The sequence below is a fragment of the Streptomyces sp. NPDC058045 genome (assembly GCF_042885635.1).
Classification (GTDB): domain Bacteria; phylum Actinomycetota; class Actinomycetes; order Streptomycetales; family Streptomycetaceae; genus Streptomyces.
This window is the reverse complement of the sequence record NZ_JBHVRR010000016.1, coordinates 96879-119144: the sequence shown is the minus strand read 5'-3', so window position 1 is coordinate 119144 and position 22266 is coordinate 96879. Positions and strand designations below refer to the sequence as shown.

19 protein-coding genes are annotated in these 22266 nt (G+C 73.2%); 12 read left to right on the top strand and 7 right to left on the bottom strand.

All coding sequences use genetic code 11. The annotated features are described in order from the left end of the window. The first annotated feature begins 174 nt into the window (after positions 1-174). Entirely contained in the window at positions 175-1167 is a 993-nt protein-coding gene (locus tag ACFVST_RS13160) for an NUDIX domain-containing protein (protein WP_390149867.1), read from the top strand. Between the two features lie 258 nt (positions 1168-1425). On the opposite strand, the gene ACFVST_RS13155 is transcribed toward ACFVST_RS13160, so the two are convergent. Next, on the bottom strand, positions 1426-2811 hold the full coding sequence (locus ACFVST_RS13155; protein ID WP_390149865.1) for a dipeptidase: 1386 nt from the start codon (positions 2809-2811) through the stop codon (positions 1426-1428). Between the two features lie 637 nt (positions 2812-3448). On the opposite strand from ACFVST_RS13155, the gene ACFVST_RS13150 reads away from it, so the two are divergent. After that, the gene (locus ACFVST_RS13150; RefSeq protein ID WP_390149887.1) at positions 3449-4615 is read left to right on the top strand and encodes a geranylgeranyl reductase family protein; all 1167 of its coding nucleotides are present in this window, start codon (positions 3449-3451) and stop codon (positions 4613-4615) included. Between the two features lie 161 nt (positions 4616-4776). On the opposite strand, the gene ACFVST_RS13145 is transcribed toward ACFVST_RS13150, so the two are convergent. Further along, entirely contained in the window at positions 4777-5220 is a 444-nt protein-coding gene (locus tag ACFVST_RS13145; protein WP_390149863.1) for a nitroreductase family deazaflavin-dependent oxidoreductase, read from the bottom strand. Between the two features lie 415 nt (positions 5221-5635). On the opposite strand from ACFVST_RS13145, the gene ACFVST_RS13140 reads away from it, so the two are divergent. The 3 genes from ACFVST_RS13140 to ACFVST_RS13130 all read left to right on the top strand — a co-directional run bounded on the left by ACFVST_RS13140 (position 5636) and on the right by ACFVST_RS13130 (position 8453). Then, complete coding sequence (locus ACFVST_RS13140) at positions 5636-6382, top strand: TetR/AcrR family transcriptional regulator (RefSeq protein WP_390149861.1); 747 nt, start codon at positions 5636-5638, stop codon at positions 6380-6382. Positions 6383-6597: 215 nt separating this feature from the next. Beyond that, positions 6598-7791, top strand: a complete 1194-nt coding sequence (locus ACFVST_RS13135) for a sensor histidine kinase (protein WP_390149859.1) — start codon at positions 6598-6600, stop codon at positions 7789-7791. Next, a complete protein-coding gene (locus ACFVST_RS13130) occupies positions 7788-8453 on the top strand; it encodes a response regulator (RefSeq protein ID WP_390149858.1) in 666 nt (221 codons plus the stop codon). The genes ACFVST_RS13135 and ACFVST_RS13130 overlap by 4 nt, the downstream gene beginning before the upstream one ends. Positions 8454-8484: 31 nt before the next feature. Here the strand turns inward: ACFVST_RS13130 and ACFVST_RS13125 are convergent, their stop codons facing one another. Continuing rightward, entirely contained in the window at positions 8485-9702 is a 1218-nt protein-coding gene (locus tag ACFVST_RS13125; RefSeq protein WP_390149856.1) for an MFS transporter, read from the bottom strand. A gap of 65 nt (positions 9703-9767) precedes the next feature. Then, positions 9768-10547 (bottom strand): DeoR/GlpR family DNA-binding transcription regulator, encoded by a 780-nt coding sequence (locus tag ACFVST_RS13120; RefSeq protein ID WP_390149886.1) that lies wholly within the window; start codon positions 10545-10547, stop codon positions 9768-9770. Positions 10548-10675: 128 nt separating this feature from the next. Here ACFVST_RS13120 and ACFVST_RS13115 point away from each other — a divergent pair, with 128 nt between their 5' ends. From ACFVST_RS13115 to ACFVST_RS13100, 4 genes are all read left to right on the top strand, one after another. After that, a complete protein-coding gene (locus tag ACFVST_RS13115) occupies positions 10676-11560 on the top strand; it encodes an SIS domain-containing protein (protein ID WP_390149854.1) in 885 nt (294 codons plus the stop codon). A gap of 97 nt (positions 11561-11657) precedes the next feature. Further along, a complete protein-coding gene (locus ACFVST_RS13110) occupies positions 11658-12524 on the top strand; it encodes a ketose-bisphosphate aldolase (RefSeq protein ID WP_390149853.1) in 867 nt (288 codons plus the stop codon). 92 nt (positions 12525-12616) lie between these two features. Beyond that, positions 12617-13198 (top strand): NUDIX domain-containing protein, encoded by a 582-nt coding sequence (locus ACFVST_RS13105; protein ID WP_390149884.1) that lies wholly within the window; start codon positions 12617-12619, stop codon positions 13196-13198. A gap of 64 nt (positions 13199-13262) precedes the next feature. After that, a complete protein-coding gene (locus tag ACFVST_RS13100; RefSeq protein ID WP_390149851.1) occupies positions 13263-14501 on the top strand; it encodes an ROK family protein in 1239 nt (412 codons plus the stop codon). 35 nt (positions 14502-14536) lie between these two features. Here the strand turns inward: ACFVST_RS13100 and ACFVST_RS13095 are convergent, their stop codons facing one another. Both ACFVST_RS13095 and ACFVST_RS13090 read right to left on the bottom strand, forming a co-directional pair. Then, a complete protein-coding gene (locus tag ACFVST_RS13095; RefSeq protein WP_390149849.1) occupies positions 14537-17263 on the bottom strand; it encodes a M4 family metallopeptidase in 2727 nt (908 codons plus the stop codon). Between the two features lie 108 nt (positions 17264-17371). Continuing rightward, complete coding sequence (locus ACFVST_RS13090; RefSeq protein WP_390149847.1) at positions 17372-17644, bottom strand: hypothetical protein; 273 nt, start codon at positions 17642-17644, stop codon at positions 17372-17374. A gap of 335 nt (positions 17645-17979) precedes the next feature. On the opposite strand from ACFVST_RS13090, the gene ACFVST_RS13085 reads away from it, so the two are divergent. The 3 genes from ACFVST_RS13085 to ACFVST_RS13075 are packed head-to-tail and all read left to right on the top strand — an operon-like array spanning position 17980 to position 21601. Then, entirely contained in the window at positions 17980-18267 is a 288-nt protein-coding gene (locus ACFVST_RS13085; protein ID WP_390149845.1) for an SHOCT domain-containing protein, read from the top strand. Continuing rightward, on the top strand, positions 18264-19034 hold the full coding sequence (locus tag ACFVST_RS13080) for an ABC transporter ATP-binding protein (RefSeq protein ID WP_390149844.1): 771 nt from the start codon (positions 18264-18266) through the stop codon (positions 19032-19034). The genes ACFVST_RS13085 and ACFVST_RS13080 overlap by 4 nt, the downstream gene beginning before the upstream one ends. Further along, positions 19031-21601, top strand: a complete 2571-nt coding sequence (locus ACFVST_RS13075) for an ABC transporter permease (RefSeq protein ID WP_390149842.1) — start codon at positions 19031-19033, stop codon at positions 21599-21601. The genes ACFVST_RS13080 and ACFVST_RS13075 overlap by 4 nt, the downstream gene beginning before the upstream one ends. 33 nt (positions 21602-21634) lie before the next feature. Here ACFVST_RS13075 and ACFVST_RS13070 read toward each other — a convergent pair whose 3' ends face one another. Further along, on the bottom strand, positions 21635-22174 hold the full coding sequence (locus tag ACFVST_RS13070) for an ATP-binding protein (RefSeq protein WP_390149840.1): 540 nt from the start codon (positions 22172-22174) through the stop codon (positions 21635-21637). Positions 22175-22266 lie beyond the last annotated feature (92 nt).

Below are 22266 nucleotides of genomic sequence, written 5' to 3'. Positions count from 1 at the left end.
GTGCCGTGCCCCGCCCGGCGGTTCGCCCTGTCATAACCGACGAGCCCTGACCCAAAGCGCACCTGTGGCGGGCGCACGTCCCCCGTCACCGGTCGCGCCGGTCTCAGCAGGGCGTGGTTTCCGTGGCAGGGTGTTGCGGGCAAGCCTCTGGGGGCCAACAGAAGAGGGGGAACCGTGATCGTCTGGATCAACGGTGCGTTCGGTGCGGGAAAGAGGACCACCGCACGGGAACTGATCGACCTGATCCCGAACAGCGCGCTCTTCGACCCCGAGGTCATCGGCGGCGCACTCGCCCAGGTGCTGCCGCCCAAACGCCTCGCCGAGGTCACCGACCTTCTGGAACTGCCCGTCTTCAGAAGGCTGGTGGTGGACACCGCGGCGGGACTCCTCGCCGAGGGCGGCGGCCCCCTGCTGGTGCCGATGACACTGCTGCGGCAGGAGCACCGCGACGAGATATTCGGCGCCCTCGCCGCCCGCCGGATACCCGTGCACCATGTGGTGCTCACCCCGGCCGAAACGATCCTGCGCACCCGGGCCACCACCCGCCGCCCCACCCCCGGCACCACCCTCGCCCTCTACCGCACCGCCCTCACCGGGTGGCTCACCGCCGACGCCCACCCCATCGACACCGGCCACCTCACCCCGCGCGAAGCCGCCCTGCGGATAGCGGAGGCGGTGGGCGGCGGCGCCCCCTGCGACATAGTGCAGACCCCCGAACCGGCCGGGGAGACCGTGGCCGCCGGAGTCCTCCTCTTCGACGCCGCCGACCGCGTACTGCTGGTCGACCCCACGTACAAGGCGGGTTGGGAGTTCCCCGGCGGTGTGGTGGAACCGGGCGAGGCGCCGGCGCGTGCCGGGATGCGGGAGGTCGCCGAGGAGACCGGCCTCCAACTGGACGCGGTACCAAGGCTGTTGGTGGTCGACTGGGAGGCACCGGAACCTCCCGGCCACGGCGGTCTGCGCCTGCTCTTCGACGGTGGCCGACTGCCCGACTCCGCCGCCCACCGCATCCGGCTCCCCGGACCGGAACTCCGCGACTGGCGCTTCGCCACCCCCCGCGAAGCCACCACCATGCTGCCCCCCGTCCGTGCCACCCGCCTCCAACACGCCCTGAACGCCCGCCACTTGGGCACCCCGCTCTACCTGGAGGCGGGGCGGGAGGTGTGAGGGGTGAGCAACTGCCCAGCGGTGGCATCGAGTTGTCGGACGACGAGATCGAAGCCCTCGACGCCCGGTGGGCATCCTGCTGGACTCCGACCCGACCCCGACTCAGCGCGAGACCCTGGCCGAGCTACTCGCCCGAGTCCACCCGGGTCACCCGTGGCTCACAGCTCTGTAGCCGACCGGCCCGGTGGGTCCCCCGCCGATCCCACCGAGGAAGCAGGCAAGACGGGCAACCGGCAACCGCGGCAGCGTAGTTGGGCCTCAGTGCCCCTTCGCGTACCCCCGCAGGAACAGTGCCTCCGCGACCGACAGCCGCTCCAACTCCTCCGGTGACACACTCTCGTTCACCGCATGGATCTGCGCCTCCGGCTCGCTCAGCCCGATCAGCAGGATCTCCGCCTCCGGGTAGAGCGCCGCCAGCGTGCTGCACAGCGGAATCGACCCGCCCTGCCCCGCGTACTGCATCTCCTCACCCGGGTACGCCACCCGCAGCGCCTCGGCCATCGCCGCGTACGCCGGGCTCGCCGTGTCCGCGCTGAACGGCTGGCCCTGACCGGCCTGTTCGACCCGGACCCGGGCACCCCACGGTGTGTGCCGCTCCAGGTGCGCCATCAGCAGTTCGTTGGCCTCCGCGGCGTCCACCCCCGGCGGCACCCGCAGACTGACCAGGGCCCGCGCCCCCGCCTGCACCGACGGCGTGGCACCCACCACCGGCGGGCAGTCGATACCGAGCACCGTCACCGCGGGCCGTGCCCACACCCGGTCCGCCACCGTGCCCGAACCGATCAACTCCACCCCGTCCAGCACCTTGGCGTCCCGCCGGAAGTCCTCCTCCGCGTACTGCAGTCCCTCCCACGCGGGCCCCTCGGTCAGCCCGTCGACCACCGTCGAACCGTCCTCCGCCCGCAGCGAGTCCAGCATCCGCACCAGCGCCGCCAGCGCGTCCGGCGCCGCACCACCGAACTGGCCCGAGTGCAGATTGCCCTCCAGGGTGTCCACCTGCACCCGCACCAACGTCATACCGCGCAGCGTGGACGTCACCGTCGGCAGACCCACCCGGAAGTTGCCGGTGTCACCGATGACGATGGTGTCCGCCCGCAGCAACTCCGGGTGCTGCTCCGCGTATTGCTCAAGTCCGCCGGTGCCCTGCTCCTCCGAACCCTCGGCGATCACCTTGACCGTGACCGGCACCCCGCCGTCCGCCTTGAGCGCGCGCAGCGCCAGCAGATGCATGATGACGCCGCCCTTGCAGTCGGCCGCACCCCGCCCGTACCAGCGGCCGTTCCGCTCGGTGAGCTCGAACGGCGGCGTCGTCCAGGCCTCCTCGTCCAGCGGCGGCTGCACATCGTAGTGCGCGTAGAGCAGTACGGTCGGTGCGCCCTCGGGACCCGGCAGCACTCCGTAGACGGACTGCGTCCCGTCGGGGGTGTCCAGCAGCGCGACGTCCTGGAAGCCCTCGGCGCGCAGCGCGGACGCCACCCACTCGGCCGCCGCCTCGCTCTCATCGCGCGGGAACTGCTCGAAGTCCGCCACCGACCGGAACGCCACCAGCTCCGCCAGTTCCGTACGGGCCCGCGGCATCATCGCGGCGACCCGTTCGGCGATCGACTGCGTCCCGGCGGCCGCCGGAGTGGACTGGGTGGACATGGGCACTCTCCATGGGGTGCGACGGGATATGCCTGCGCGCACCAGGGCCGGTTGGGTCGGTATGCGCACCGATGATCCTCCCACAGGGGCCCATCGTGGCGGCGGCCGTAGGATGCCGGGGACACAGAGAGCCAGGCAACCGGATCGGGAGCGGTAGTCCAACGTGAGCAGTGAGAACACTCCGGACGGCAGGACCGAAGCAGCGGACGACGAAGCCGAAGTCCGCGGGGCCGAAGTCGGCGGGGCTGAAGTCCGAGGGGCCGCGGTGCGGGGGGAGAGCAGTGCTCACCTTGCGAGCGGTGCTCACGGGGGAGACGAGAGCAGTGCTCTTGACGAGAGCGGTGCTCACGACGGGGGTACGGCTCGCGACGAGAGCGGTGCTCACCGTGGGGACGGCGGCGAGAGCGGTGCTCACACGGAATCCGAGAGCGGTGCTCACGACGAGAGCAGCGTTCTCGCGGGCACTCACGATGACGGCACCGAAGCAGCCGAGGCCAACGGCGACGGCGAGACCGCCGGCGCAACCGACGGTGAAGCCGGCGCCGACCAACTTCCCGGCGCAGACGGCGAGTTCGCGGAGGTCGTCCCCGCCACGGGCGATGGCGATGGCGGTGACGGCGACCGCGGAGCCCGGGACATCTGGGACGTGGTGGTGATCGGCGCCGGTCCCGCAGGGGCCTCAGCGGCCTACGCTGCCGCGGTCGCCGGCCGCCGGGTGCTGCTCCTGGAGAAGGCCGACCTGCCCCGCTACAAGACCTGCGGCGGCGGCATCATCGGCCCCACCCGCGACAACCTCCCGCCCGGTTTCGACCTGCCGCTGAAAGACAGGGTGCACGCCGTCACCTTCTCCCTCGACGGCCGCTACACCCGCACCCGCCGCTCCCGCTCCATGCTGTTCGGACTGGTCAACCGCCCTGAGTTCGACCGGCAGTTGGTGGAGCACGCGCAGAAGGCCGGCGCCGAACTCCGCACCGGTACCACCGTTCTCCGCGTCGAACAGCACGGCGCCGCCGTACCCGACCGGCGCACCGTCGCCGTCGTCCTCCAGGGCGGCGAGACCGTGCTGGCCCGCGCCGTGGTCGGCGCCGACGGCAGCGCCAGCCGTATAGGAGCCCACGTCGGCGTCAAGCTCGATCAGGTCGACCTCGGTCTGGAGGCGGAGATCCCCGTCCCGGCGAGCGTCGCCGAGGACTGGGCGGGGCGGGTCCTCATCGACTGGGGCCCCATGCCCGGCAGCTACGGCTGGGTCTTCCCCAAGGGCGACACCCTGACCGTCGGCGTCATCTCCGCCCGCGGCGAGGGCGCCGCCACCAAGCGGTATATGGAGGACTTCATCGGCCGCCTCGGACTGGCCGGTTTCGAACCCGCCCTCTCCTCCGGCCACCTCACCCGCTGCCGCAGCGCCGACTCCCCGCTGTCCCGGGGCCGCGTCCTGGTCTGCGGTGACGCCGCCGGACTGCTGGAACCGTGGACCCGCGAGGGCATCTCCTTCGCTCTCAGGTCGGGTCGGCTCGCGGGGGAGTGGGCGGTACGGATCGCCGAGTCCCAGGACGCCGTCGACGCCCGCCGCCAGGCCCTGAACTACGCCTTCGCCATCAAGGCCGGCCTCGGGGTGGAGATGAGCGCGGGCCGCCGTCTGCTCACCGTCTTCGAACGGCGCCCCGGTCTGCTGCACGCCGTCCTCACCGGTTTCCGCCCGGCCTGGCGCGCCTTCACCCGCGTCACCCGCGGCTCCACCACCGTCGGCGAACTCGTCCGCACCAACGCCGTAGTAAGCCGCGCCCTCAACACCCTGGACCGCTGACCTGGCCTACGGGCTACGGCCATTCGTACGGAGTGGGGGACCGGGGGCGGCAAGGGGAGGGGATCGGACAGGGAGCGGCAGCGGCTCACGTCGTACGCAACTTCTGTGCCGGGGCGGGGTGTTGAAGTCACCCGATGGGTTGTGAGCGGCGGCGGAGGGGGTTAGCTCTTGACGGTGACGTGGAACACCGGGTGGTGGCCGGCCGAGGCGAGCAGTTCCTCGTCGGAGGAGCTCGCGGTCAACCCGTCGAAGAAGCGGCCCACCTCCCACCCCCACCGGTCCAGGTAGCGCCGCAGCACCACCGGCTTCTCCGCGTCCGCCACCTCCACCGCCGTGAACTCCCGTACCCGGCGCCCCACTTGAAGCCGCCCACCACCCGCGGCCCGCATGTTCCGCACCCAGTCGGCGTTCCCGCGCGCCGACACCAGATAGAACCCGTCGCCGTCCGGCAGCGGATTGACCGGCACCCGGCGCCATTCACCACTGCTGCGCCCCCGTACGGACAACTCCGCCGAGCCCGCCAGACTCACCCCTCGCCGGGCCAGCCACCCGACGAGACTGCTGACGGCCGAGTCGGGACGACCGGGCTTGAGGTAGCGGGACATGAGGGCCTCCGTGGTGCGTGGGCTTGATTGCGAGCAGTGCTCTGGGTGGAGATGCGAGCAGTGCTCCGGGTAGTGAACGGTGCTCGCGGTGGTGAACGGCGTTCTCGACTGTGAGCGGCGCTCTCGGGGGGTGAGCGCTGGTCTCCAAGGCGAGCGGTGCTCCCTGTTGTTGGCGGTGCTCTCTTGGGTGAGCGGTGCTCTCCGGTGCGACCAGTGCTCTCGATGGCGAGCACCGCTCACGTATGTGCAGGCCCCGGGTTATGCAGCTCCAGATCACGCAGGCCTAACCCAGTGAGCGCCGCTCTCGCTTGTGAGCACTGCTCTCGCTTCCCTCCAGTGTGCACCCGTCGACAGCCGCAAAGCAAGAGCGCTGCTCTCGTTTGTGAGCGGTGCTCTCCAGTGGCAGACTCGCGTCATGAGTACGACACGAGGCGTTCGGGCGCGGGCCCGGACGGAGATGACCGAGGCCATCAAGGCCGAGGCGCGCAGGCAACTGGCGGAGGAAGGGGCCGCGAAGCTCTCCCTGCGGGCGGTGGCACGTGAGTTGGGGGTGGCGTCCTCCGCGCTGTACCGCTACTTCCCCAGCCGCGACGAGTTGCTGACCGCCCTCATCGTCGACGCCTACAACGCGGTCGGTGCTTCCGCCGAGGCCGCGTACGAGAAGGCGGTGCTGGGGGATCCGGAGGGGCGGTGTCCGGCGGCGCGGTGGGAGGCGGTGTGTGTGGCGGTGCGGGAGTGGGCGCTGGCGCATCCGCATGAGTACGCGCTGATCTACGGTTCGCCGGTGCCGGGGTATTCGGCGCCGGAGTCGACGGTGCCGGCTGCGGCGCGGGTCGCGGGGCAGTTGGTCCAGGTGGCGCGGGACGCCTATCGGGGGCCTGGGATCGCGGAGCCTCGGCTGGGGGACGAGGCGGGGGTGGAGGCGCGGCGGATGGCGGAGGAGTTGGCGCCGGATCTGCCGCCCGCGGTGGTGTTCGCGTTGGTGACGGCGTGGGCGCAGTTGTTCGGGCTGATCGGCTTCGAGGTGTTCGGGCAGTTCCATCGGGTGGTCGAGGATCGCTCCGCCTTCTTTGTGCAGGCGGTGCGCCAACTCGCCCATGACGTGGGGCTGGTGCGCGCCAAGCCGGAGCCGGCCCGCCCCAGGCGCTCCCCCCGCGACTGACCCGCCCCCACCCCGTACTCCCGCGGGAGTAGCCCCGCGCACTGCGCGCGGGGGACGCCGGGCTGGGGGAGGGCGTCTAGCGTGGCGGTATGGCAGCGCGGCGGAACCCAGAAGGCGGCGGTCGGTCCCGGGATCGGGGCGGGCTGCCGTGGCCCCGGTGCCTGACCCCCGCCCACCGGCCGCCGTTCACGCCCCCGCACCAGACACCGCACGAGATGCCGTACGACGGGCCGCCGGGGCCCGGTTGGCTGGTTCGGTGGCCGTGGGTGTCGACGTTGGTGGTGACCGGGGTGATGTTGGCCGGGTCGCATTTCGCGGCGCACGGGCAGCCGGAGCGGGCGCCGTTGGATGTGTTCGCCCGGGTGTTGCTGCTGGTCGCCGGTGGGGTGCTGTTGTGGCGGCGCAGGCATCCGGTGGCGGTGGTGTGGGCGACGGCGGTGGCCGTGCTGCTGTACCTCGGGGGCGGGTATCCGTACGGTCCGGTGTTCCTCGCGGTGGCCGTGGGGTGCTTCGCGGCGATCGCGGCGGGGCATCGGCGGGCCGCCTGGGCGGCGGTCGGGACGGTGTGGGTGGGGCATCTGCTGATCGGGCACTGGTGGTGGCGCTATCTGCCGCCCGCGCACGACCATGCGGCGCCCTGGGCCGAGGAACTCGGCGTGGCCGCCTGGGTGTTGGCGGTTCTCGCGGTCTCCGAGCTGGCGCTCAACCGCCGCCAGCAGTGGGCGCGGGAGCGTGCGGAGCGGGCGCAGGCGGCCCGGCGCCGCGCCGACGAGGAGCGGTTGCGGATCGCCCGTGAGCTGCATGACGTACTGGCGCACAGCATCTCCGTGATCAATGTGCAGGCGGGGGTGGGGCTGGCGTTGCTCGATTCGGACCGGGAGCAGGCGCGTACCGCGCTGACCACCATCAAGGCGGCCAGCAAGGAGGCGCTGGGGGAGGTGCGGCAGGTGCTCGACAATCTGCGGACGCCGGGTGACGCGCCGCGGGCGCCGGCGCCGGGTCTGGACCGGTTGCCGGAGCTGGTGGAGCAGGCGCGGGGTGCGGGTCTGACCGTCGAGGTGGACAGTGCCCGCGAGCCGGGTGCCCCGTCGGCGGTGCCGCCCGGACTCGACCTGGCCGCGTTCCGGATCGTGCAGGAGGCGCTGACGAATGTGGTGCGGCACTCCGGTTCGCGGCGGGCCCGGGTCCGGGTGCGGTACGGGCCCGGGGAGGTGCGGCTGCGGGTGGACGACGACGGTCCGGCGACGGGGCAGGAGGCCGGTGGCAGCGGCAACGGGCTGGCCGGAATGCGGGAGCGGGCGGCCGCGCTGGGTGGCACCATCGAGGCGGGGCCGCGCGCGGACGGCGGTTTCCGGGTGTCGGCGGCGCTGCCGCTGGACGGCTCGCGGCAGCTCAGGGAGGACCGTTGATCCGGGTACTGCTTGCGGATGACCAGTCGCTGGTCAGGGCCGGGTTCCGGGCCCTGCTGGACGCCCAGCCGGACATCGCGGTGGCGGGGGAGGCCGCGGACGGCGAGGAGGCGGTGCGGCTGGTGCGTGAACTGCGCCCCGATGTGGTGCTGATGGACATCCGGATGCCGCTGCTGGACGGTCTGGCCGCCACCCGCCGGATCACCTCGGAGGCGGATCTGGCGGCGGTGCGGGTGGTGATGCTGACCACCTTCGAGCTGGACGAGTATGTCTTCGAGGCGATCCGTTCCGGCGCTTCGGGTTTCCTCGTCAAGGACACCGAGCCGGAGGAACTGCTGCGTGCGGTGCGGGCGGTGGTGGAGGGGGACGCGTTGCTGTCGCCGGGGGTGACGCGGCGGCTGATCGCGGAGTTCGCGGCGCGGTCCAAGGCGCCGTCGGAGGACGGTGCGCTGGCCGGGCTCACCGAGCGGGAGCGGGAGGTGATGGCGCTGGTGGGGATCGGCCTGTCCAACGAGGAGATCGCCCGCCGGCTGGTCGTCAGCCCGCTCACCGCGAAGACCCATGTGAGCCGCACCATGGTCAAGCTGGGCGCCCGGGACCGCGCCCAACTGGTCGTCCTGGCCTACGAGTCGGGGCTGGTGCGGCCCGGCTGGCTCGGCTGAGGGCGGTGCTCCGGTCGCGGCACGGGGCGGCTCAGGCGGGGTCTGCGCGGCGGGTGGTCCAGCCGATGGCGGCGGCCACCGCGGCCAGGACGGCGACGCTGGTGAGGGCCGAGGGCAGGGAGAACCAGTCGGCCATGAAACCCATCGCGGGCGGCCCGAGCACCATGCCGCTGTAGCCGAGGGTGGAGGCCGCGGCCACTCCGCCGGGTCCGGTGAGGGCGCCGGCGCGGTCTACGGCCACCGGGAAGATGTTGGCGAGGCCGAGGCCGGTGATGCCGAAGCCGAGCAGGGCGGCCCAGGTGGCGGGGGCGAGTGAGCCGAGGAGCATCCCGGCGGCCGCGGTGAGCCCGCCGCCGACCAGCAGCGGGGTGCGGCCCAGCCGTTCCAGGAGGGTGGTGCCGCAGAGCCGGCCGATGGTCATGGCGAGGGTGAAGCAGGCGTAGCCGGCGGCGGCGAGGCCCGGCTGGGCGTGCAGGTCCTGCTCCAGGTGGAGGGCGCCCCAGTCGGCCAGTGCCCCCTCGCCGTACGCGGTGCAGAGGGCGATCACGCCGAAGACGAGAACGGTGGCGCGGGTGGCGCGTGCCGGACGTGCGGGCTCGGTCGGCCGGGGCGCGCGGGGTTCGGGCGGGCGGACGGGTGCGGGTGGGGTGTGGCGGAGGAGGGCGGGGCGGGCGAGGGCGGTGATGAGCAGGCCGGTCGCGGTGAGGGCGAGCAGGTGCCGGGTGGGGGAGAGGTGCCCGGCGACCAGCCCGCCGAGCCCCGAGCCCAGCATTCCGCCGAGGCTGAACGCCGCGTGGAAGCTGGGCATCACCGGGCGCCGCAGGGCGGCCACCAGGTCGACGGCGGCACTGTTCATGGCGACGTTGAGTCCGCCGTACGCGGCGCCGAACACCAGGAGTACGGCGCCGAGTTGGGGCGCGGAGCGGGTCAGGGGCGGCAGGGCGACGCTGAGGGACAGCAGGATCGCGCAGAGCACCGTCAGCGGGAGGCTGCCGTAGCGGCGGCAGAGGCGGCCGGTGAGCATCATGGTGATCACGCCGCCCGCGGACACTCCGAGCAGGGCGAGACCGAGGGCGCTGGCGGAGGCGCCGGTCTGCGTCTTGATCGCGGGGATGCGGACGACCCAGCCCGCGAAGATGAAGCCGTCGAGGGCGAAGAAGACGGTGAGGACGGCGCGCAGCCGAAGGAGCGGGTCCGTCCCGGGACGGCGGCCGCACACCCTCGGACCGAGTTTGTTCAATGTCGGCACAAAAAGAGGCTACGGGTCTGCCGGAGGTCGCGGCAAGGGGGACCGCCTCACAGCAACGACACGGCCTAGACCGCGATCACCGTCAGGCCCGCCTCCTCGAAGCGGGTGAGGGTGGCCTGGTCGGCGGCGCTGTCGGTGACCAGGGTGCCGATGTCCTCGGTGTCGCAGATGCGGGCGAAGGCGCGGTGGCCGAGCTTGCTGGAGTCGGCGGCGACGATCACGCGGTCGGCGCGCTCGCACAGCAGCCGGTTGATGGCGGCCTCCGCCTCGTCGTGGGCGGTCGCCCCGTGGTCCGGGTCGAGGCCGACCACGCCGAGTACCGCCACGTCCAGCGAGACCTGCCCGAGCACCCCGTCGGCGAGCGGTCCGATCAACTCGTAGGACTGGGGGCGGGCCACTCCGCCGGTGAGGACGATTTTGAACTGGGGGCGTACGGCGAGCTCGTTGGCGATGTTGAGGGCGTTGGTGACGACGGTGAGCGCGGGGGAGCCGGTGGCGAGGTCGGCGCGGACGGCGAGGGAGCGGGCCACTTCGGTGGTGGTGGTGCCGCCGGTGAGGCCGACCGCTTCGCCCGGCGTGACCAGCTCGGCCACCGCACGTGCGATCCGCTGCTTCTCGGAGGCCCGCCGCGCCGTCTTGTACCGCAGCGGCAGCTCGTACGAGACGCCGTGGACGACGGCGCCGCCGCGGGTGCGGACGAGCATCTGCTGCTCGGCGAGCTGGTCGAAGTCGCGGCGGATGGTGGCCGCGGACACCCCCAGCTCGGCGGCGGCCTCCTCGACGTCGAGCCGGCCGCGCTCCACCAGCAGTTCCAGCAGCGACTTCCAGCGCGCGTCCCGGGACATGACCCTCTCTTCCATGGTCGATCTCCCGGCGACCCTAGCGCAACCACCCCTCACCACCACTGCTTGAAAATGATTGACAGTTCCCGATATCTTGCAGGAACAATCACAAGTCGGAGGTGGGGCACGGCATGAGCCATGTCGAGAACGAACTCAGCAGCCAGCCCGAGTGCTGGGAGCGCGCCGCGCACCTGGCCGAGGCGCACGGCGCGGCGCTGCCGCAGCCCGGCGAGCGGGTCGCGGTGGTCGGCTGCGGCACCTCGCTGTTCATGGCGCAGTCCGTGGCGGCGCTGCGCGAGCAGTCCGGGCAGGGCGAGACCGACGCGTTCGCCGCCTCCGAGTTCCCCGACGGCCGCCGCTACGACCGCGTCCTCGCCCTCACCCGCTCCGGCACCACCACCGAGGTACTGGCCCTGCTCGCCGCCCAGCGCGGCCACGCCCGCACCACCGCCGTCACCGCCGACCCGGAGACACCGGTGATGTCCGCCGCGGACGATGTGATCGTGCTGGACTTCGCGGACGAACGCTCCGTGGTGCAGACCCGGTTCGCCACCACCGGCCTCACCCTGCTCCGGGCCCACCTCGGGCTGCACGACGGCTCAGTGGTCGCCGACGCCCGTACCGCGCTGGCCGAGCCGCTGCCCGAAGGGCTCGTGGGGCGCCGCCAGTTCACGTTCCTGGGGCGCGGCTGGACGGTCGGGCTGGCGCAGGAGGCCGCGCTGAAGATGCGGGAGGCCGCGCTCGCCTGGACCGAGGCGTACCCGGCGATGGAGTACCGGCACGGGCCGATCAGCATCTCCACCGACACCACCGCCACCTGGATGTTCGGGCCCGCGCCGGAGGGCCTGGAGCAGCAGGTGCGGGACACCGGGGCGCAGTGGGTGGCCGGGGAGCTGGACCCGCTGGCCGAGCTGGTGCGCGCCCAGCGGCTGGCCGTCGCCGTCGCCGCGGCCCGCGGTCTCGACCCGGACCGGCCGCGCCACCTCACCCGCTCCGTGATCCTCCCCTCCGCCTGACCCACCGGCCTCCAGGGAGCCGTTCGCGTCAACTCCGGTCTCCGGCAGGTGAGTTGGCCAGGCCCGCAGGTCGTCCCGTGCACCGAAAGGAGGGGCCGTGCCCCTCGCAGCAACCGGCACCCTCATCACCGAGGCGGCCGCCGCGCACTCCGCGGTCGCCGCGTTCAACGTCATCACCCTGGAACACATCGAGGCCGTCGTCGCGGGCGCCGAGGCGGCCGGTGCGCCGGTCGTCCTCCAGATCAGCGAGAACGCGGTGAAGTACCGCTACGGCAGGCTGCTGCCGCTGGCGCGGGCCGCCGTGGCCACCGCGGAGCGCGCCGGGGTGCCCGTCGGCCTCCACCTCGACCATGTGCAGAGCGACGACCTGCTGCGCCAGGCACCCGAGGCCGGCTTCAGCTCCGTGATGTACGACGCGGCCCACCTCCCCTACGCCGAGAACCTCGCCGCCACCCGTGCCGCCGCCGACTGGGCGCACGGCCAAGGCCTGTGGATCGAGGCCGAGTTGGGCGAGGTCGGCGGCAAGGCGGGCCCCGACGGCCGGGTACGCCCACCGCTGGACGCCCACGCCCCCGGCGCCCGTACCGACCCGGGGGAGGCGCGGGAGTACGTCGCCGAGTCGGGGGTGGACGCGCTGGCCGTGGCCGTCGGCAGCAGCCACGCCATGACCACCCGCACCGCCGCCCTCGACCACGGCCTGCTGCGGTCCCTCGCCGCCACCGCGGGGGTGCCGCTGGTGCTGCACGGCTCCTCCGGGGTGCCCGACGGCGAACTCGCCGCCGCCGTCGGCGAGGGCATCGTCAAGGTCAACGTCGGCACCGCGCTCAACCTGGCCATGACCGGCGCCATCCGCACGTACCTGGCCGCCCGCCCGGACGCCGTCGACTCCCGCTCCTACCTCGGCGCGGGCCGCGAGGCGATGGCCGCCACCGTCACCCGCCTGATCGGCGTCCTGCGCCCCTGACCCGGGGCGCGGCGGCGGGTGCGAGAATCACCCCCGTGACCCGAGAGAACCAGCCCCAACCGCCGCAGGAACCAAGGGAGTTCCCGCCCGACATGGTGGTGGCCGAGGACGCCCGCTGGCGGGTGCACGGCAGCCGCCGCGAGTACCGCAGTCCGTGGCTGGAGGTGCGGGTCTCGGACGTGGAGCAGCCCGACGGGACCCGGGTCGACTACCACCATGTGGTGCTGCGCCGGGTCGCGGTGGCCGCCGTGGTGGTGGACGGCCGGGTGCTGATGCTGTGGCGGCACCGCTTCCTCACCGGCACCTGGGCCTGGGAACTGCCGATGGGCCTGGTCGAGGACGGTGAGACACCCGCCGCGGCCGCGGCCCGGGAGGCGGAGGAGGAGACCGGCTGGCGCCCCGGCCCGCTGCGCCCCCTCGTCTACGCCGAGCCCTGGGCGGGGATCTCGGACTCCGAACACCATGTGCTGCGCGCCGACTCCGCCACCCGTGTCGGCGACCCCGTCGAACGCAACGAGGCCGGTCTGCTGCGCTGGGTGCCGCTCGGCGACCTGCGCGGCATGATCCGCGACCGCCGGATCGTCAGCAGCGCCACCCTGGTCGGCGTCCTCACCCTCCTCCTGGACGAGACCCCGGACGAGACCCCGGATGCGGCCCCGGACGGCGCCCGCTGAGGGTCCCGACCGAATCCCGCCCGTCCGGATCATGACGGGTCCGCACCGTGGGAGACTCGCAGGCATGAACCGCAAGGCGGCGCCCGAAGGGAGCGGGAGCATGACCACCCGCAGCCGGCTCGAACGGGGCCGCGGCGCGCTCGGCCCCGCCCTGGAACTGGTGCACACCGGCCGGGCGCCGACCCGTGCCGTGCTCACCGCGGAGCTGGGCGTCACCCGGGCCACCGCGGGGGCGGTCGCGGCGGAGCTGGCCGCGCTCGGCCTGATCCGGGTCGACCCGCGGCCCGCCGCCGAGGGCTCCCAGGGGCGGCCCTCGCACCGGCTGGAGATCGCCGAGGACGGCCCGGTGGCGTTCGCCGCGCAGGTCCACGCCGACGGATTCCGGGCGGCGCTGGTCGGCCTCGGCGGCCGTATCGTCGCCACCGCGCCCGGCTGCGAGACCGTGGCGGAGGACCCGGCGAGTGTGCTCGGCTCCGTGGTCGAGGCGGGGCGCCGGCTGCTGCTGGAGACCGGGCGCCGCTGTGTGGGCGCCGGGCTCGCCGTGCCGTCCGCGGTCGCGGAACCGGAGGGCACCGTGCTCAACCCGCTGCATGTGGCCTGGCCCGTGGGCGCCCCGGTGCGGGCCATCTTCGCCCGGCGGGTGCGGGAGGCGGGCCTCACCGGTCCCGCCTTCACCGCCAACGACGTCAACCTGGCGGCCCTCGCCGAGTACCGGCACGGTGCCGGGCGCGGCGCCCGCGATCTGCTGTGTGTGGCCACCGGGCACCGCGGGGTGGGCGGCGCGCTCGTCCTCGACGGCCGTCTGCACAGCGGGAGTTCGGGCCTGGCGCTGGAGGTCGGCCATCTCACCGTCAACCCGGAGGGCCGCCCCTGCCACTGCGGCAGCCGCGGCTGTCTGGACGTGGAGACCGACCCGCTCGCCTTCCTCACCGCCGCCCACCGCACCCCCGGCCCCGAGGTGTCGCTGCTGGAGCAGTCCCGCGCCCTGATCACCGGCGCCTACGACGACCCCCGGGTGCGCGGCGCCACCGAGGCCCTGATCGACCGCCTCGGGCTGGGCCTCGCCGGTCTGGTCAACATCCTCAACCCGGACCGCATCATCCTCGGCGGCCTCCACCGCGACCTGCTGGAGGCCGACCCGGAGCGGCTGCGGTCCGTCGTCGCCGCCCGCAGCCTGTGGGGGGTCAGCGGCAGTGTGCCCGTCCTCGGCAGCAGCCTGGACCACAACAGCCTGGTGGGCGCCGCGGAACTCGCCTGGCAACCGGTGCTGGACGACCCCCTCAGCGCCGTCCCCACCGCCTGACCACGGCCGCGGCGGTCAGACGGTGGGCCGTGCCGCTACTCGCAGTTCCCGGCGAAGGTGGCCCGGGTCATCACGTCCGTTGAGGCGGCCGCGGAGTCGATCCAGGTGATGCGCTGCCCGTCACCGAGCGACGGGGCGAGCTGGGTGCCCGAGGAGCAGGAGACCCGCTGGTAGGTGGGCGTGCCGTTGACGACGTCCGCGGTGGGCGCCGCGTACGCCTTCCACGGCCCGGACCAGGCGCCTAGGCCGCCCCAGACGTCGGTGGAGGAGTAGGCGAAGTAGTCGTCGGTGACGGTGAATTGGCCGAGGTAGGTGGACGACGGCCTCTTCAGCGGCTTCATCTGGCCGAGGTCGGACACCGGGGCCGTGTTGATGCTGTCGCTGCTGATCAGGAAGTACTGCGTGCCCCGGTAGAAGAGGCGGTCCGAGGTGAGCTGCACATCGGTGATCTCACCGAACAGGAAACCCGTCATCCGCTTGCTCTGGGTCTTGCCGCCGGCGATGTCGTAGGAGTACACCCACGTCCCGTCGCCGCCGGCCCAGGCGATGGTGCCGTTCTTCATGGTGAGGCGGTAGGCCTGGGTGCCGGGCTCCGGTGTGACATTGACGGTGGTGCCGTCGGCCTTGCGGAGCATGACGTCGGACTCGCCGTCGGCGGTGGTGGAGATGTAGGCGAGCGCGCCGTTCTCGGTGACCGGCTCGGTCAGGTCAGCGCCCGGGGTGGCGAGGACCTTCTTGATCTTGCCCTGGCCCTTGTCGCCGGCGCCGTAGATGCCGATGCCCTCGGCGCTGATCCGGGTGAAGACGACCCGGTCCCTGTCGACCGACGGGTCGATCAAGTAGGCGTCCCGCTGGGCCAGTTCATGGTCGGACTTGCCGTCCTGCTTGCTGAACCGGCCGACCGTGATACCGAAGGCGGCACCGCCCTGGTCCCAGGCGACGGCGTCGCCATGCCCGATGGCGTAGACGTCACCGCTGATCTGCGCGGCCTGCTCGTCCACCCCGCCGTACACCTCGTAGGCGGGCAGGACGTCGGCGCTGAGGGTGGTGCCGCCGGTGCGGTTGGCGCCCTTCTTCTCCCAGCCCTGCTCGATGCCGTGCGCGTCGAAGGCCTTGGCGATGGCGGCCATGTCGGCGGCGGACACCTTCAGCGACTTGGCGGCGAGGGTGACCGCGGTGCGCATGTCGGTGAAGCCGGACAGCGGGGTGAGGTAGTTCTGCGCGGCGCGGTAGACGATCCGGTCGGCGAGCTTGGTGTCGATGGACTTGCGGACGTCCCACAGGGCGCCGCCGACGATGGTGGAGTTGTAGTGCACCCCGCCGTTGTCGATGTCGAGCGGGATCGGGTCGAAGTCCTTCTGCGCGTTGCGGCCGTCGTTGAGGTCGCGCAGGGCGCAGTCCTCCAGCGGCTTGGTGCCGTTGCAGAGGTACTCGCCGATCAGCCCGGAGTGGGGGTCGTCCATGGCGATGCCCTTGTCGGTGGTCTCCATGGCGTTGCCGAAGTAGTCGGAGATCGCCTCGTTGAGGGCGCCCGACTGGTTGAGGTAGACCAGCCCCGCGTTGTGCTCGGTCACCCCGTGCGTCATCTCGTGGCCGACGACGTCCAGGCCGACGGACAGCGGCACACCGCCCATGTGCCCGTAGACCATCTTCGAGCCGTCCCAGAAGGCGTTGGCGTAGTCCTTGCCGTTGTTGGCGACATTGACGACGGAGTACACCGAGCCGCCCTTGCCGTCGATGCCGTCACGGCCGATCTCGTCCTTGTAGAACTCGTAGACCTTCGCCGCGTTGAGATGCGCGTCCACCGCGCCGGACGAGGTGTTCGCCCCGTCGAAGCGGTCGCTGCCCGAGGTCACCAGCGGGACGTCGGCACTGACCGGGCCGCCCGCGACCGCCGTGTACTGCTTGCGCTGGGCGTCGTAGGTGCGGATCTGGCCACCGGTGGCGGGGTACATCGCCCGTGTCGAGTCGACCAGCGTGTACGTGCAGTCCGCGCCCTTGTCCGCGGCCAGCTTCACCTCACTGCCGTCGACCCGCACCCCGGTCGCCTCGGCCGGTGAGGCGTCCGCCGTGTCGATGTTGTTGTAGAAGAGGACGAGCCCGCCGACCCGCGCGTCCACATAGGTCTCCTGGCGGACCGGGCTGCCGTCCCGGTGGGCGCCGGTGACGGTGAAGTGCCAGGCGAGGCGCCCGCCGTGGGCGTCCGGCAGGACCGTCAGACCGTGTGCGGCGGTCTTCGCGCCCCGCACATGGCGCAGATCGCCGTCCAGAACTGCCAGGCGCCGCTTGGCCGTTGCCTCGTCGACCCGGGGTGTGGTGGACACCGTCAGCTCGGTGTACAGGGTGCCGGTGGCGGAGGTGATCTGCTGCCCGTCGCCGGACTCCCGGGTCTGCACGGCGTACTCGGCGCCGAACACCGGGACACCGTGGTGCTGTTGGTGGAAGCGGACGGTGGTCTGCCCGCGGTCCTCGGTGGTACGGACCGCCTTCAGGTCGGACACCGGCACCCGGTAGGTGTTCTGGTGGGCTTTGAGGTGGGCCCGGGCGGCCTGTGCGGGGGTGCCCTCCCTGGCCGATGTGTCGAGGCCCTGCGTCATGGCCGGTGCCACCGCGACCGGGGCGCTGCTGCCCGGCGCGCTCTCGGCCGGGACCGTCGCGGACGCCGCGTCGTCGGCCCAGGCGGGCCCGGTCAGCAGTGCCGTACCGGTGGCGGCGGCCACGACCCCCGCGGCCACCGTCCGGCGTATCGGTCTCTTCGCCACAGAATCCTCCCCATCACACACGGAAACGCGGGGCGCTGCCGCCCCACGTGCTCGGTGCGTCGATGGTTCGCCACGGTGCGTATCGGTCACAAGGCATCGGACCTGGCGTCAAATGGCCATGGCGTAAAGCCGCCTGATGACCGGAGAGTTGGACTCCACTCGGTTCCGACCAGGGGCTTTCCGGTTCGGTCCGGGGACCTTCCGGGTCAGTGCAGCCAGCCGGCCCCGCTCCACCAGCACCGCCAGCGCCCGCGCCCTCTCGTCCGGCGTCAACTGGCCGGTGAACGCGCCCGGTTCGCTGTCCGGGTGGTCCACGAGCTGCCGGTAGACGGAGTCCTCCTCGGGGCCGAGCCCCAGCAGGGTGAGCAGCGACGCGGCCACCGCCCCACCATCCCAACTCCCCCCGCCCGCACACCGCTTGCCGGCCGACGCGGTCGGAGTAACGGCAGCTTCCGGGAGCGCTGCCCTCGATGCGGGGCCGCGCCGGGTGCGGATCAGCCACCGCGGTGCGTGACACCCCGCCGGGAGCAGCCCCCGCCCGCCGCCGTACTCCCCGTGAGGTAGGGGCGAAGCCGCTGGCCGTACGACGTTTTCCGGGCGGTGGGGCGCGAGGCTCGAAGCAGTGGTCGACCAGCGTCGACCGGCCCCCCCGCGGAACGCGGTGCGAGGGGGCGCCCGACAGCCCGCACAGGGCCTCCCCAAGGAGCTGACCGAGAATGAATGTCCTGGCCTTCGCACATGACGGGCCCGGCCCGTGGATCCTGTTCTTCCCGCTGTTCTGGGCCGCCGTGGTGTTCGGTGTGCTCACCCTGCTGCGGCGCACCGTCTGGCGCGGCCGCGGCGGACCCTGGCGCCGGCCGGCGGACGCCGACGACCACTCGCCGATCACCGTCCTCGGCCACCGCTTCGCCTCGGGCGAGATCGACGAGGACGAGTACTGGCGCCGGCTCTCCGTGCTGGACGAGCAGTTCGGCCGCCGCGACCGCAAGGGCGGCCAGGTATGACGGCCACCGGCGGCCCGGCCCGGCCCGCCGCGCGGGTCGCCGGAGCCGTGAAGGTCCACGGCTCCGGCGACACCGCGGTACACGCCCTCGACGGGGTGGACGCCGCCTTCCCGGCCGGCCGCTTCACCGCGATCATGGGGCCGTCCGGCTCCGGCAAGTCCACCCTGATGCACTGCGCCGCCGGGCTCGACACCCTCACCTCCGGCAGCGCCTGGATCGGCGGCACCGAACTCGGCGCCCTTGACGACCGGCGCCTCACCGTGCTCCGGCGCGAGCGCGTCGGCTTCGTCTTCCAGGCCTTCAACCTGGTGCCCACCCTCACCGTCGCCGAGAACATCACCCTCCCCCTCGACCTGGCCGGCGCCACCGGCGACCGGGACTGGATCGACGCCGTCATCGAAGTGGTCCACCCCCGCGACCGCCTGCACCACCGCCCTGCCGAACTCTCGGGCGGGCAGCAGCAGCGGGTGGCGGTGGCCCGCGCCCTCGCCGCCCGCCCCGAAGTGGTCTTCGCCGACGAACCCACCGGCAACCTCGACTCCCGCTCCGGCGACCAGGTCCTCGGCCTACTCGCCCACGCCGTACGGGAGTTGGGCCGCACCGTGGTCATGGTCACCCATGACCCGGTGGCCGCCGCCCACGCCGACGAGGTCGTCTTCCTCGCCGACGGGCGCCTCGCCGGCCGGATGCGGCAGCCCACCGCCGACCGGGTCCTCGACCGGATGAAGGGCTTCGACCCCCACACCCCCACGGAGGTGCCCTCGTGACCGGCACACCCGCCGCGGCCCGGCTCAGCCTCGCCGCGCTGCGCGCCCACCCCCGCCGCTTCGCCGGCACCTTCCTCGCCGTCCTCCTCGGTGTCTCCTTCCTCACCGGCACCCTCGTCATGGGCGACACCCTGCGCGCCGGCTTCGACACCCTCTTCGGCAATGCCACCAGCGGCACCGACGCCGTCGTCCGCAGCGCCGCCACCATCACCACACCCGGCGAGACCCAGGGCGTACGGCAGCCCGTCCCCACCAGTCTGCTCAGCCGGATCGAGCGGGTGCCGGGGGTGGCCGCCGCCGCGCCCGCCGTCCAGGGCGCGGGCCAACTCGTGGGCGCCGACGGCAAACCCGTGGGCGGCCAGGGCCCGCCCACCCTCGCCGGGAACTGGATCGACGACGCCCGGCTCAACCCGTACCGCCTCGCCGAGGGCCACCCGCCGCGGCACCACGGGGAGGTCGTCGTCAACCGCGGCGCCGCCGCGGCCGGGCACCTCCGCCTCGGTGACACCACCACCCTGCGCACCCCCGACCCGGTGCGCGTGACCATCGTCGGCCTGGCCACCTTCGGCGGTGAGGACGGTATGGCGCAGACCACCTTCACCGGGATGACCCGCGCCGACGCCGAGCGGTACCTGGCCCCGGAGCCGGGCCGCGCAGCCACCCTCCAGGTACGGGCCACCCACGGCACCGGTCAGCGGGAACTCGTCGACGCCCTGAAGCCGGTACTGCCGCGGGGCGTGGAGGCGATCACCGGGGAGGCCGCCGCGCAGGAGAACACCGACATGATCTCCGGGCGGTTCCTCACCCTCTTCACCACCCTGCTGCTGGTCTTCTCCGGGGTGGCCCTGCTCGTCGCCACCTTCTCCATCCACAACACCTTCGCCATCGTGGTCGCCCAACGCACCCGCGAGAACGCCCTGTTGAGGGCGGTGGGCGCGTCCCGGCGACAGGTCACCGCCGCCACGCTCACCGAGGCGAGCGCGGTGGCCCTGATCGCGTCCGCGGCCGGACTCGCCGGCGGTGTCGCCGTCGCCGCGGGACTGCGGGCGCTGTTCCCCGCCATCGGTTTCCCCTTCCCTGACGGGCCCCTCGTCATCAGTGCGCTGTCGCTGCTGCTCCCCCTGGCCGTGGGGGTGCTGGTCTGCCTCGGCTCGGCCCTGCTGCCCGCGCTGCGCGCCGGACGCACCGCGCCGCTGGCCGCCCTGCGCGAGACCACCACCGACCCTTCCGGCACCTCCCGCACCCGCACCGCCGCCGGTGCCCTGCTGCTCGCGGCCGCCGCTGCCTGCACCCTGACCGGTGTCTGGGCACTCCCCTCGGTGTGGATCGCGGGCACCGGGGCGGTACTCGCCCTCGCCGGGTTCGTCGTCCTCGGGCCTGTCGCCGCGGCCTGGACCCTGCGTGCCCTCGGCGGGCCGCTGGACCGGCTGCGCGGCACCACCGGAGCCCTCGCCCGCCGGAACGCGCTGCGCCAGCCCAAGCGGACCGCCGCCACCGCGGGCGCCCTGATGATCGGCGTAGCCGTGGTCACCCTCTTCACCGTCTTCGGCGCCTCCCTGAAAGCCACCATGGACCAGACCGTGGACCGCTCCTTCGCTGGTGATCTCGCCGTCAGCGCCCCCTCGTTCGGCGCCGGCGGCAGCGGCCTCAGCCCCGCCCTGGCACCGGCACTCGACCGGCAGCCGCAGGTGGACACCGCCGTCGGACTCGGCCGCGGGGTCGCCGAGGTCGACGGGCAGGGCCGCGCCCTCACCGTCACCGACCCGGTCGCCCTGTCCCGCGCCCTCGACCTCGGACCGGTCCGCGGCTCCCTCGGCGGACTCGGCACCGACGGGCTCGCCGTCGCCGCCTCCGAGGCCGCCGCACAGCATCTCACGCCCGGCTCCACCACCGTCCTCACCTTCACCGACGGCAGCCGCCACACCTTCACCGTCCGTGCGGTGTACGGCAGTTCAGAGCTGGCCGGCGACTACCTGATCACCCGTCAGGCCTGGACGCCGCACCGCATCCAGGACTCCGACACCCTGGTCGCCGTCACGCTCAGGTCCGGGGTGGGCGCCGCCGAGGGCAAGGCCGCCGTACAGAAGGTCGCCCGCGCCTACGGCAACCCCGAGGTGCAGACCCGCGGCGAGTACGCCGAGTCCTCGGCCGGCGGCATCGACATGATGCTCACCCTGGTCTACGCACTGCTCGCGCTCGCCGTACTGATCGCGCTGCTCGGTATCGCCAACACCCTGACCCTGTCGGTCCATGAACGCACCCGTGAACTGGGCCTGTTGCGCGCCGTCGGGCAGACCCGCGCCCAACTGCGGGCCATGGTGCGGTGGGAGTCGGTCCTGGTCGCCGCCTTCGGCACGGCCGGCGGGCTGGTCCTCGGCGGATTCCTCGGCTGGGTCCTGGTGCGGGCCTCCGACAGCACCTCGGACAGCGCCTTCGCGTTCGCCCTGCCGCCGCTGCAACTGGCGGTGGTGGCCGTCGCCGGACCGGTCGCGGGCGTCCTGGCCGGCCTGCGCCCGGCCCGCCGCGCCGCCCGCCTCGACGTCCTGCGCGCGGTCGCCACGGAGTGACGGGCGACGGGGGAGCGGTGCGGGTGTGGCCGCTCAGCCGGAGAGCGCGGGCGGGGCCGGCAGTGGTTCCGCCAGCCGGTCCGGGTCCGCGCCCGGCCGGGCCGCGGTGGCCATCGTCCCGGTGAACGGGCCGGTGGTCTCCGCCCCGTAGACGGGCACCGCGGTGACCGGTGCCGCGGTCGGCGCGGGCAGGGTGAACCAGACGACCTTGCCGTGCTCGCCCTGCTGGTGCGCGCCCCAGCTCTCGCTGAGCGCGGCGATCAGGGCCAGCCCACGGCCGCCGGTGTCGTACGGCCGCGCGTCGTTGAGGCGGGGGAGATGGGGATCGTGGTCGTGCACCGACACCGTGAGCCGGTCCAGGACCAGTTCGATCTCCACGGTGCAGGTCTTGTCCGGGTGCGCGTGGCGGTGCACGTTGGTGAGCAGTTCGGTGACACCGAGCGCCGCCCGGTCCACCAAGGGATCGAGATGCCAGTAGCGCAACTGCGCCGATACGATTCTGCGGATCTGTCCGATCCGGGAGGGCAGGGCCTGGAGCCCCACCGTGCAATGCCTGCTGTGCTGGCTGATCACGGCTACGACTCCCCGAAGTGAGGTCCGAAGAAGACGAGATGCTGATCCAGCAGCGCGATCACGGGTCTCCGCGAACGGCCTGCTGCGGTACC